The 12,904-nt window shown below is 40.7% G+C and carries 8 protein-coding genes; 7 read left to right on the top strand and 1 reads right to left on the bottom strand.

Annotation, left to right across the window (positions count from 1 at the left end; genetic code table 11):
• Nucleotides 1-187 precede the first annotated feature (187 nt).
• The 5 genes from LZ23_RS15235 to LZ23_RS15215 all read left to right on the top strand — a co-directional run bounded on the left by LZ23_RS15235 (nucleotide 188) and on the right by LZ23_RS15215 (nucleotide 7,192).
• Nucleotides 188-1,606 (top strand): CAP domain-containing protein, encoded by a 1,419-nt coding sequence (locus LZ23_RS15235; protein WP_157493248.1) that lies wholly within the window; start codon nucleotides 188-190, stop codon nucleotides 1,604-1,606.
• Between the two features lie 208 nt (nucleotides 1,607-1,814).
• Nucleotides 1,815-2,396, top strand: a complete 582-nt coding sequence (locus LZ23_RS15230; RefSeq protein WP_157493246.1) for a hypothetical protein — start codon at nucleotides 1,815-1,817, stop codon at nucleotides 2,394-2,396.
• Nucleotides 2,389-2,886 (top strand): hypothetical protein, encoded by a 498-nt coding sequence (locus LZ23_RS15225; protein WP_157493244.1) that lies wholly within the window; start codon nucleotides 2,389-2,391, stop codon nucleotides 2,884-2,886. The genes LZ23_RS15230 and LZ23_RS15225 overlap by 8 nt, the downstream gene beginning before the upstream one ends.
• A 153-nt stretch (nucleotides 2,887-3,039) precedes the next feature.
• The gene (locus tag LZ23_RS15220) at nucleotides 3,040-4,404 is read left to right on the top strand and encodes a hypothetical protein (protein ID WP_045215358.1); all 1,365 of its coding nucleotides are present in this window, start codon (nucleotides 3,040-3,042) and stop codon (nucleotides 4,402-4,404) included.
• Nucleotides 4,405-5,044: 640 nt separating this feature from the next.
• Complete coding sequence (locus LZ23_RS15215; protein ID WP_045215357.1) at nucleotides 5,045-7,192, top strand: hypothetical protein; 2,148 nt, start codon at nucleotides 5,045-5,047, stop codon at nucleotides 7,190-7,192.
• Between the two features lie 498 nt (nucleotides 7,193-7,690).
• Here LZ23_RS15215 and LZ23_RS15210 read toward each other — a convergent pair whose 3' ends face one another.
• A complete protein-coding gene (locus LZ23_RS15210) occupies nucleotides 7,691-9,973 on the bottom strand; it encodes an Lcl C-terminal domain-containing protein (protein WP_045215356.1) in 2,283 nt (760 codons plus the stop codon).
• Between the two features lie 1,206 nt (nucleotides 9,974-11,179).
• Between LZ23_RS15210 and LZ23_RS15205 the strand changes: the two genes are divergently transcribed.
• Nucleotides 11,180-11,983 (top strand): ABC transporter permease, encoded by an 804-nt coding sequence (locus LZ23_RS15205; protein ID WP_045215355.1) that lies wholly within the window; start codon nucleotides 11,180-11,182, stop codon nucleotides 11,981-11,983.
• Between the two features lie 71 nt (nucleotides 11,984-12,054).
• Nucleotides 12,055-12,795: a hypothetical protein gene (locus LZ23_RS22815; RefSeq protein ID WP_232300506.1), complete on the top strand. Its 741-nt coding sequence runs from the start codon at nucleotides 12,055-12,057 to the stop codon at nucleotides 12,793-12,795.
• Nucleotides 12,796-12,904: the final 109 nt, after the last annotated feature.

The following is a 12,904-nucleotide window of genomic DNA, read 5'->3' as shown; positions in this document are numbered from 1 at the left end:
ACGGAAACGAGGAGTTTTGTCTTTTGGCAAGGAAATCAAGCAATTGTGAGGGGGCGCATTTTAATAAGTTGACTAATAATTGAGCAGATTGACGCCGATAGAAGGACAAAGAACCGTTTCCAGATGAAAATTAGTTTACGATGTTGCTTGTTTTTACTGGTTCAGTAATTGCAACAACATGCATGCTATGAAACCACTATTCATCCTTTTCTACTTGCTTATGATAATTATCTTCCCGAATTTGAGCTATTCGGGTAGTGTGCTTATCTTAAATATCAATGGTCACGACAGTACCCTGATTGAATCAAGCAATGCCGAACAGGTATCTGCACAAGCATCCAATACTTTTCCTCAGCTTGAAAAAGATGCTGTTATGCTTGCCAATTATACTCGTAAGAATCCTGCTTTCATAGCAAATATTATCAGTAAGGATGTGTCTGCTGCACTTGATAGTATTCCGGTATACAGTCCTTTCTGGGCATTGCACAAATGGGCCTTGAGGTCTGATTACCGTCTGTCTGAGGCTGTTAAAAAACACTCTGAAGATATGTTTAGTAAAGGCTACCTTTCAAGTATTTCACCAGATGGAATCAACCCTGAACAAAGAGCCATCTCCCAGGGGTACAAACCTTTAGAAATACATGAGTATATTTCGGTCATGGTGCCCCGCAACTTTATTGCCCCTGAAGAGGCATTTCTTGAGCTATATACTCGCTTTTTTTATCATGAGGTTGATTCCTTCATCAATGGCACAGCAAGTATATTCGATTATCATATGAGAGACATAGGAGTCTCTTTTGCCAGCGGCAAGCAGGTTATTGAAGGAAAGTCTGTTTCAGTCTATAAACTGGTAATTAGTTATGGCTTGTCCACTGAGAGTCTGATTGAAGATGAACTTATGCGTCTGATAAATACGGCAAGAAGCGACTACAATCGTTTTCTTGAATATTTCGAGATTGATAAAGAGAGCGCAGCCAGAGCTCTGGATGGCTTTTTAATGATCAACCTTAATGGAGGTCTGGACCCGTTGATTTTTTATTCTTCTGCTGAAAATCTACAAGCTTATAGACTCGAAGATGATACTATTGTGTTTAGAGATGAAGTTAATATATTACAGAATTTTGAGGCCAGTATTTCATATTCATCAGATCCTGACCCTTATTCTGCAGCCTATGATCTTTTTCAGCAGTTAGTAATGTCAGGTGATATGCAGGGTGTCAAAATGATACTCTGTGCCAGGTCCAGTGCAGGAGTTGTTAAGATTAACGCTGATTCGAGTACTGAAGAAATGAAGGTAAGCTTGAATTTTGCCATTGGCCGCTCAAGTGACAGAGATAACATCCTTACAGGGAATATACTTACATCACAAGATGACGATCCGTTCGGCCCGGCAAGAGTACCCGAAGACCTTAAGCTTGAATTGCTGAGTGGAGATAATACTGTATCAGTATTTTATCCCAGATACTCAGGCAGTTTCAGGATGAATCAGATAACTGGCAGTAACATGCTTTATGTCAGACATGACGAAGAAATAGTAAGTAAACACTTTTATTCTGCCGGGCAAAGGCCAACATGGAAAGAAGTGACAATCAAAGGTGACAGATGATACTGCTATCTCAATTTATGGTTTCACTTGCGCTCATAGTGGTGGCATCGTAATTATTATGTTATTGTACTTTATTTCATTCATGAAAAAACCTTAGGAGCTTAAGTCAAGTCAAACAGGAAAGTAACAGCATTACTGAGCCAATGTTTGTCTTGACATCATGGAATTCAATAGTGTAAACATTTCTGAATTCTTAATGGGGGAAAAATTGTCAAGAATATCAAAGTTCATATTCACTATATCTCTATTTACCTTAGGCACTACCCTGATGTTATCAGGACTATCAAATGCTCAAAGCAGAGTAGTTGCGTCAGGAGATTCATTTGAAGTCACTGAAGACTATCTTAAAGTCCTTGAAGAGTACTACGCAGCAAGCGGATTCAGCACTTCTAAAGATCAGTATCTATCTCAGGCCATAAGGTTCAAGATATTAGCTGAAGAAGCTGTAGCTTCCGGACTGGAACCGCTTGAAGTAAACGTTGAGCACTGGGGTTATGATTCTGAAGATCCAGTCAGTCTTTCCCTGATCAATGATATAGGGCTTGCGGAAGCCTTTCTTGCTGAAAAAATAGTAAACTATCCTGTAGATGACAAGGTCATAATTTCATTTTACAGGTCTAACCCCTCCCAGTTTCTTGAGGGGCCTTGGGGTGATGCGGATATGCTGCCTCTTGACAGTGCATTGAAGGAAGCGATTAAGATGCATATCCTTGAATCACAGAGAGGAAGACTGGCTGGCGCAATTTATGATGAATTAAAGAAAAAGCATGAAGTTCAAATATATGAATAAAATAAAATTATCAGTACTTGTTTTGCTCACTTGGGCGTTTCTTATGTCAGGTTGTGGCAAGGATGAGTTAGAAGATCCGGTGGTTGATTATCTGGATAAAGTTAGTATTGTTTATGCAGAAACTGATGAGTCAAGGAATATGCAGTGGCCTGACGATATATTGCCGGAAAGGTTTGCTGAGTACTGGTATCAGAGGTTTGCAGGAGAATCCAGCCATGTATGGAGCATGGAAGCTCCACACTTTCAGTTTATGGCAAGTCCCTCAACTTACAGGAATTATCTTGCACGCTCACAGGCATCACTGATTGAAATTAGTATTAATGAAATTAAAAAAATAACTGAATATAAGTATCAAGTTATTTGTATTATCAAGATTGCAAGGGAAGGCAGACAGCATGAAATATCCTTTTCGGACAGGTGGGTACAAGTTAATGGAGACTGGTATCATATAATCAGAGATCCAATAGTATTTCCCTTCTCTGCAGGATAGCATAGTATTTGCATAAAGTTACAAAATCTATAATCAAATATTTCTTAAGGAGGTGAGCAAGAATAGCTTGATTTTTTTTGCAAAAGGTGGAACAATTTTTTTTAGAAGGCAAGGGAACAGATATTTTAATTATTAATGTAAAAGGAGAAAGTTATGAAACGATTTTTTCAGACTATTGCACTTGTGGCCGCGTTTATGGTCATGAGCGCCCCAGCTTGGTCAGATACCTATACTGACCATGTGAGTATAGCAAACAATGGCAAAGGCGACCTGATGATTTTTCCTGCATATTTTGCTTTTGAAGGATTTCATACCAAGTTGCAGGTGACCAATACCAGGAATGACATGTCCGCTATTGCTAAGGTTGTAGTTCGTTCACCCCTGTGGAGCCAAGAATTGCTCGACTTTTTTATCTTCCTGACTCCAACTGATGTCTGGGAAGGATATCTGATGTGGAGTGGTGGACAACCTGTGATCTATTCAGAAGATGACAGCTCCCTGACTAGCACCCAGCCAACATTTGCTACTCCTGAATCTCCCATGCAGCAGCCCTTGGTAAGTGTTTGCGATGATGCTCAGATTTACGGATATGTCGAGGTGTTTTTGACCCATGTTTTTCCTAATGATGTTGTTATTGGTGGGGATAATGTCAATCTAACCCGCGCTCCAGTTAAGAAAGCTGATCTTTTTGAGGCTTATGTTGGGGATGGAACAGTTGATGCGCCTGACGCAGCTTTTGGATTTGTGCCAAGAGCAGCTGACCTTCTTGGATGGCCAACTAATATTTTAGCTGGCAACATGCAGATTCAATCACCCTTGCTCGGATGGTCTAGTGCACTAAACGCAGTTACCTTTAAGGATTATTTAATTAGACAACCGCAAGGTCTTGCAGAAACAGTTATTGGCGATATGGCTAATAATAATTTGCATGAAGTTGAAGCTGCCTTGGCCAGAAACGATATTGGTATGCCTTATATTTATGGAGACGAGGGAAATACTTTTCATTTCTTTAATTTCCCTACAAAATATACTAGGCTTGATTTAGATGAATGCAGAACTGCAAACTGGTTGAGTGAGTACGTAGGTTTTGTTCCTACAGATTTTAATGCTGCAACTGGTACATGGGGCGCAGTAAGAGTAAGATACGAGACTGACCTATATGATCAGAAAGAGATAAGAAGAACAGGCGTATCGCCCATTTTTTCTCCAGCACCAGTTGATGCAAATCATTTCCCCTATGAGCTTGATTTCTTTTCACCAGCTGTATCAGGTTTTGAAAAAGGCTGGGTCAGGTATACACTTCCTAACGGGCCATCAGAAGATTTTAATCTCTCTGGTGATCCATTGCGATACTTTGGTGCTCCTGTAATACCCTTTGTTATGAATTTCGGAGAAGGCGGTTTCTCTATGATGAATGCATTTTACAGTGAGCGACAAGTGCAAGGTATAAGTCCAGTAACAGGCGATTGGACAAATCTGCCTGGTTATCAGTACGCAAGGTTTACACCATCAACATAAGATACTTTTTTTAGATTTTGAAATAACTTAATAAAGCCCAGCAATCGCTGGGCTTTTATTTTTTTATGAACTTATCTATTCCATAAATTTTTGCTTTCTTCTGAATACTATTCTAACTATTTTATAGACACCATTAATTGCTAAGTTCCACGATTTTTTAACCTAAATCTCAGATTATTTGACCTTAAAGCATACATTAATTAAAGGGCAATTATTTTCCATTATCATGCAGGCTTTCTGATTGGTAATCCTCTGGAAAACGATGTTTTTTGCTGGTTATGGCGGGGGATGCAGGTCAAATAATCCATGAATATGTCTTGCCAATATCAAGGTGTAGATTCAAATAATTTGGGATTACCAATTCCAATTAATCTTGTTGATCAAATCAGTACCAGTTGTTATTTTTTTCATCACTGCATGACAAGTGATAGTTTTCCATAAAATCATCTTGTTTTGCGTGGTAATTGGTATATAAATTGCTTGACATGCTTATTGCCTTATTTTTCTTGCTCAGTGGCTGAATGGATACTGAGAGGTACCACTCTCAGCTTGTGGGTGCTTATAGCAGGGCTTAACAAATTTATCCAGAAAATTTTTAGACTTATATATTATGAACAAAGTTTAAACCCAGGAGATATGCATGAGCGCACAGAAATTGAAAGTATTCTTACTGACATTGTTTTTGATTTTCTTATTTGTAGTTTTCAAAGCAAATGCTTCTGATGCAAAGTATTATCAGGTAAATTCTAAACAAAGTATGTGTGAAGACGCAGAGAATGGTCGGGTTAGTTTTAGGTATCAAGTAGGTAGTTTTTCAGAGCCGACAGCTCAGTATCAGAAATTTTTTGTTCCACCGCACTTGCTTGATTTTGGTGTGTTGGTGCCTATTAAGATGGGAAGCGGAAACGTTAAGGTTGCTGTGAGGTATGGAACTCCTCCTGGTGATTATCCGCCACATTACGAAGAATACACACATACGATCCCGCCACTATATCCAGTCAGATCATTCGAGCAGGCACGTGAAGATAATGTTATAAGGGTAGGAGCCGGTGGAAGTGAAACCTATGCACTGATGAATATAACCAATCCTGATCGTCTTATAGGAGATCCAGATGGCAACTGGTTGTATTTCAATATTTTCAATCAAAAAGAAAGGCTTCTCAGCCTGACATATGGTTTTTTTATTGATAAAGAGCCTTTTTTAAAATGGTGCGCAGGAGGTGTGATGGGACCTCCAGCACCTCCAAGGGTTACTGCCAATCATAGCAGCACAACTTCACCAATCACCATAGAGTTTTCATCTCAAGGTGCTGACAAAATTTGCTATACGCAATCTACGGGTACTGGTGCAGATAGTATTCCTGAAGTACCCAAGGATCCAGGACAACCAGGAGAGGATGATAAATGTATTTCTGGGTCTTCAGGCAGCTTAAAGATAGATGCTAAATCTGGGGAGTACAGGATAGATAAATTCAACTTCAGGGCAAAAAATGAAGAGGGCTGGAGTGGTGTTACTTCGCGTGAGTACAGGCTGGATTTGCGGCCGTTAGTTGCTGAGGCAGTCCAGGTTGAACCTGGGTCGACTGAGGTCGATGGCAACTCCATTAACTTGAGCATATCATCTGATAATTCTACAAAGATCTTTTATAATATTGTAGAAAAAACATCCTCCAGCGGGGTGCCTGATGATCCTGACCCTGATCAGCTTGGTAGCTATAAAGACTGGGCTGAGTACAAAACCGGCCCATCTAATACTTTGCCGCTTAGCACCACGCAAGGAGTTCATAAAAAGGTTGCTGTTCAGTTTGTTGGCTATAATGCCAACAACGAAGAACAACCTTATGGAGTAGTTTCTGCAGTACATTATTACTCAATGAAGGGCACTTCGTTAGTTCCTGGAAAGGTAATTGTTGATCCACCATCAGGCTCTTTTGATGATAGAAAATCTTTAGAAATTCAATGTGAAAACTCTACGCATATTTATTATTCATACTCTTTAGACGGCAAAGAGCCAGATGATCCAACCAAATCTCTTTTTAGGATTACTGGACCAAAAGGAACTCTGAATACTCCAGGTGATGCAGGCAAAACCAATAACCTCAAAATGCGTTTTGCTGGATATAATTCCGATAATAGTGAATGGGGACCTGTATCTGAAGTCTATAGTTATACTGTTAGGATACCTGGCAGCACTCCAACTCCTGCTCCAACTCCAACTCCATCACCCAGTCCAAGTCCCAGTCCTGCGCCATCAGATCCAGAAGAATGTACTTCTAAAGGAGGAGTGTGGTTTTTTGGCAGATGCATCATGCCTTCATCTTCTCCCACTCCAAGCACAGGGAGTATAAAAGTTAATATTCAGCCACCTTCTGCAGCCCATTCAGGTGCTGCCTGGAGACGCACCGGTACAAGTGACTGGAAAGCTTCAGGTGAAATAGAAAACAAACTTTCACCCGGTTCTTATAGTATAGAATTTATGAACGTTATAGGATGGTTAAATCCAGGAGTGAAAACAGTAACAGTTCAACAAGGTAAAATAAAAGAAATTACTGCGATTTATATTCCTGAATCATCTGATCTCATTTTTAACTGGCTCGAATCCAATTACCGAGATCTCTTTTCACCCGCACCTCAGCAAACTAAATATGTGGAAGAAATATTTTACAGATATTATCATGAAACTAATATTTATATAGCTACTTATTTAGATCACTTATGGGTAATCGATCAGGATGGGGAGGTTTACGACTTAGGATCACTTGAAAGTTGGCTACCATTTGCACAATAATACCCATCACCGTCTGTTAAACAGTATGAATAGACTTCAATTCCAGCTAAAAGGGAAGATAACATGACTTTGACTACAACAGATCATGCTGGGTTTCATTGATAAAAGTCTTTATTTATCAAATACAGAACAAATCCCCTCACCAGAAAATATTCGGGTGAGGGGACTTTAATTGGGTGCTGCTCTTTTTCGACATCAAAGTTTAGTCATCTTCGAGACTGATTTTCCCGGGTGCCCAAATAATTAACACAAAATGTCGCTGTAGTGGTAGTAGACTACGCAGATCAACAATAAGTAAAATTGAAAGAAGCGAACATCTGTTTAGCATGATATTAAAGTCAATATTATTTTAACTTAAACAAGTTAGCCCGTTCTCGCTTTAAGGCGAAAACGGGCTGTTGATCTATGACCTGCACTTGCGCAAATTTGTAACTCAAATTCCTATGAGCATATATGACTATATCTTTAAAGACAATGTGCGCAGTAAATCGAGGCAAACTACTGAGCAGTATCAAGACTCGTCAATGAGGAAAAAAAGGGCAAAGTATCTTGAACAATCTCAATCCACCCATAATCAACCCATCCTCCAGTATTATGGGATTGACTGGATTGCCTTACCCAGAGACTGTTGCCAGCCTTGAGAGCCTCACTTGGAATGACCAGATCCGGCAGGTGTCTAACCTCCACCCAACCATTACCGAAGATGTTAAGATGTTGGGTTAGAATATAACTGCCAACGAAACGGCCATTTTGAATATTTCCTGTCCAAAGCTGGAGCCAGTGACTTCCATTTTCAGTGTTTTCAACTTTGATTATTTCATTTGCGTAAGTATCCATTGTGATGTTCATGTTTACAGAATTTTTGACCTGGTTTGATGCTTGAAAGTCCACTTCAAACTTCTGCCAACTATGTGAGGAGTTGGCTGACCATGGAAGCAGGTATAGAATAGTGTTCTCAAACTGGGCAAAATCCAGTTTTAGTTTTTCCATATCTACAACTTCAATCCAGCCATCTCCGAATGTATTAAAAGAATTGGTATTGACATAGCTGCCAACATATTTTCCATTGACCTGACTGCCAGTCCAAAGCCTGATCCAGGTTATGTTTCTCCCTGTATTGATAAAGTCACTGAATGTGATAGTTTCTGATCTAATTGGGGTAACAACAATGTCGTTGTCTCCAACTTTTACCAAACAGCCATTATTACCTACTACCCACTTACTGTCCTCATATCCCTCCTTAGTCGCTTTGACCCGGTAATAATAAGTTCCATCTGTCCTGCCAGTTATTGGCGCAACTAAGTTTGTGCCGGTGTAGACAATGCTCAGTCCGGAAGTGAAGGAAGAATTGGTTGCCTCTTCCAGGACATAAGTTACTTCTCTGGTGACTGAGCTTCCCCAGTCAACTGAATAGTTGCCGGTGGTGCTGGTGGATGGGACATCAATGAAGGACGGTGTTCCTGCAACTGGCATCTCAGTGGAAATATAAGTTCCTGTTGCTGTAGTGGTTTCGCCTTCACTAATACTAACCGTGATACCCTCAGGAGTAATCCATCCGCCAATTACCTTGAATTCCACTGTATGTGAACCGATTAGCACATTTGTCTCCGTAAATCCGCTGCTGAACCACTTGCTTGTCCCGGTTCTGCGCCATTGGGCGCCTGCGTCCCGTGCTCCTGAGGGTTCAATCAAGATTGTCAGGGAGCCGTACTGTCCTGTAGTCGCATCATCCCGTACTGCACGAACATGGTTATTGTCCGACTTTGATCGGGTATCAATGCGAGCAAAATTAAAATCGACGATCATTGAGCTGTCTGTAAAGTCGGCGCGGGTAGTTGAAGACCAGTAGTTGGCCAGCTCTGTACTATCCCAAAGCATTGGGTCAATAGCCGGGGCATGGCGTGAATAGTCCGCCAGGGACTGCAATTCGTTGCGATTGGGCAGACGCCAGTCATCATGTCCGGCCAGTTCCAGATTTTCGGCCGCTTCCAGGGACTGCTGCCAGTCGAGTGATGCAGCACTGCCTGTACAGGTGCCCTGGCCATCATCCCAGGTCTGGCCATAGGTGCATTTCTGCCACATCAGGCCGGTCGCCGAGTCCGTCACTGTACCGTCCTGGTTGTCTGTCAAATTCTGCTGCTGCGGCGGTCCTGCCCGAACAGCCCGTACCATATAGCTGTGTGTAATATAGTTACAATGTGCATTGCCATCCACTTGAACAAGCCATACTTGATTTCGGCTGAAAGTATAGTCAGTAGATGACCAGTAGCTGGTTGATAAAGCGGTATTCGGGAAATAAAATTTTTCTATTGCCGGAGCGTGTGTACCGCTGTTAATTAACGATGACAACTCTTTGACGTCCGGCAGCCGCCAGTCTGAAAAGCCTCCATACTCTTCCTGGTTCAAATTGCTGATAAATGAGTCCTGGGCATCATTCCAGTTGTATCTATCGCTTTTATTATCATCTGTCTTGACTTCCCAGATCAGGCCGGTGACATCGTCTCTGGTCATAATCCACGGACCACCGTTATCCACATGGGCAGCAGCGTCATCCAGAATAGCACCTCCGTGACCAAGCTTGGTGTAGGATCTGGGTATGCGGGGCTGGTACTGGGCGTCCTGGCCGTAAAAAGGCTGGCCGGGCTGCGGACAAGTAATTTCATTTTCATCATCATAGCACCTGGTTTGGCCGGTGTCAGGAAAAGGATGAAAACCCTGGGCAAAGGTTGACAAAGATAACAATACTATTGTTATCAACAAAACCTGAATTGATTTATACATGATTCCTCCTTTAATAAATTTGCTAAAAAACTGCTTTTGATTATCCAATGATCTGTGCGAAAACTGCTTGTTTTTATTTTCGTATCTGTTTAGCGCTTTTAAGGAAAGCAGGGTACAGGTAGTCCGGGACCCACTTGAGCATCATTTTGTGCTTAAAATATCTCATTTTTTGGGGCAAGTGGGTCCTGGAAGAGCCAGTCCCCATGCCACATGCAGAGCTCTAAACAGATACAAGCCTGAAAATATTTGTGACACACAACTAAAATTTACAGTTTTCAGAAACGCGTAATGCTCCCTGGTGAATAGTTACGAAAAATGAAATAATTAATTTTAGTAAAATAAGTTTAGTGCTTTTTAAAATTTCTTAAATTTATCAAGCAACAAAACGCAAGTCAATTCCTTTATATGTAAAATAGCGGATATTTCATCAGTTCATATTTTTTAATGATTATGTCGGTTAAAATACAATACATATAAATAGTTTAGCTCTTTAGGTTTACTCGAAGACTGGATCATCAAGTATCCACTTGGCTCATGGATGGCTGGGTTTTAAAAAAAAATACTGTTCAAGTGGGTCTCAAGGTGTGTGCCCCCAGTGATCGAGACTTAAATAAACACAAGATGTCGCTGTCAATCCTGATAAATTTTTCAAAAATTCGAACTGTGTTTTATTGTACAAAAATGTCAAAAAGTTAGTGTTTTGCTTATTTAGGACAGAAAGCTGTTTAACAATTAATCGTGCATATTGTTTTTTTGCTTGATTTATCTGAGGCTTCATTTAGTTTTCGAGATGTCATTTGGTATATATTTTTTTGGTATTCATTGGTAGATAACACATTTGCTAAAAGTATTCAGTTTCTGGTTGCTTTTACATTTGAGCATAGGGCGTTTCAGCAAAATTTTTAACTGAATTGGATCTCATGGCTATTCTGGGTTTAAATCCGATTTTACAGCTTGGCAGGGGGACTGTCTGCAGTTGAATTTTTAGAAAAGCGTTATGCTCCTTTTTTCACTGGTTGCATCAACCCCTACAGCTACCGGCTATTCATAAAGTTAAATCAGGTATTTTTTTTAATAACAGTTTGGATTCCCGGGCAAAAGAAACAATCAGGCTTTAGGACTCATAGCCGATAGTATTAATCAACAAATAGAAGGCTTTCCGGATGGAAAAATTAATAATTAACATCAGGTTAGTGTAAACTCAGTATGATAGAAAGAATTTTGTTGCCACTTTTAATGGTTTTTCGTTATAACAATCTTCTGAGAAGTTTTGTATCAAGGGAAATAAGGGGTAGATTTGCCGGGAACATTGCTGGTATTGCCTGGACTCTTATAACTCCAGTGGCAACTATGCTCGTTTATATGTTTGTATTTTCCATTGTGCTGAGAATAAGTGTAACAGTTGAAGAAACAGGCACAGACAGCTTTTTTGTGTATTTTGTGACCGGATTCGTGCCATGGTTGATTTTTGCGGACAGTATGAGCAAGGCTACAGGCTCGATTCTGGATAATGCTTCAATAGTGACCAAAGTGATTTTTCCGGTGGAGCTACTGCCGCTGACATCGGTTGTAAGTTCATTGATTATTAATGGTTTTGGACTTGCTGTGTTGCTTATTTTTCTTGCATCACAAGGATTTATTAGCAGTACGTGGGTTCTGCTATTTTTAATTTTGCCTCTTCAGACACTGTTTACAATGGGCGTAGGAATGTTATTTGCCTCTGCATGTGTTTATCTCAGGGATATCAGGGAAATGACGGGGCTTATTCTCATGGTCTGGTTTTTTTCAACCCCGATCATTTATCCTCTGTCAATGGTGCCGGAGAACATTCAATCTCTGATACTGCTTAATCCTATGCATGCCTTTATCAGCCTATACAGGGACGTTCTGATTGCTGATAATTTGGAGGTCCTGTCGATAGTTATAGTTGTATTGTATGCTGTTCTGGCCTATATAGTTGGCAGCCTGTTTTTTGCCAGGGTTAAGCCCGGTTTTGGCGATGTGCTGTAAGGTTTATTGGTAATATACAGATCACTTGTACATTTTCCCCAAGCTTTTTTCAGGAGGTTGTCTATATGGATATGGATAAGATAATCGAAAAAATGAGAGATGTGATTCTGGGAGAGTTGAAGCAGGAGTTTGCTCAGTTCAGAGCGTCAGTAACCGGAGAGCTGTCAGGCTTCAGGGTGGCCATTGAATCAATTTCTGCAAGGCAGAGTTCCATAGAAACTGATCTTAGGGAGATCAGGAAGTCTATAGAACAAGTTCGTTCAGAGCTTAGTGCCCGCATAGATGAAGTCCGCTCAGAGCTGGGTGCCCGCATAGATGAAGTCCGAACAGAGCTTGGTGCCCGGATTGATGAAACCAACAAGCGCATAGATGAAACTCGTACAGAGCTTGGTGCCCGGATTGATGAAATCAACAAGCGCATAGATGAAACTCGTACAGAGCTTGGTGCCCGGATTGATGAAATCAACAAGCGCATTGATGAAACTCGTACAGAGCTTGGTGCCCGGATTGATGAAATCAACAAGCGCATTGATGAAACTCGTACAGAGCTTGGTGCCCGGATTGATGAAACCAACAAGCGCATAGATGAAACTCGTACAGAGCTTGGTGCCCGAATAGATGAAGTCCGCTCAGAACTGAAGGTCGAAATCATGAAAAATACGGAACGTATTGACAAGGTTAATGCTCGGATGGATGCTACTTTTTTTGAGGTATCCAAGCTTAGAGGGGATTTGGAAAAGGCGTTGTCTCAGAAGGTTATAATTGACGACCTTGTAGTTCGTGTTAAGCGTTTAGAAGTTCAAGCTGCCTGATTTATATGAACCTCGTGCTTATATTTGCAGTTTTTTTCCTGGTTTTATTATTCTGACATGTATGCAATCAAAGCAGATAATATCAGTAAGGTATACCGGTTTTATCAAA

It is taken from the genome of Desulfonatronovibrio magnus, assembly GCF_000934755.1.
Taxonomy (GTDB): domain Bacteria; phylum Desulfobacterota; class Desulfovibrionia; order Desulfovibrionales; family Desulfonatronovibrionaceae; genus Desulfonatronovibrio; species Desulfonatronovibrio magnus.
Note: the sequence above shows the minus strand (reverse complement) of the source record. Positions and strands in the feature narration are given on the sequence as shown.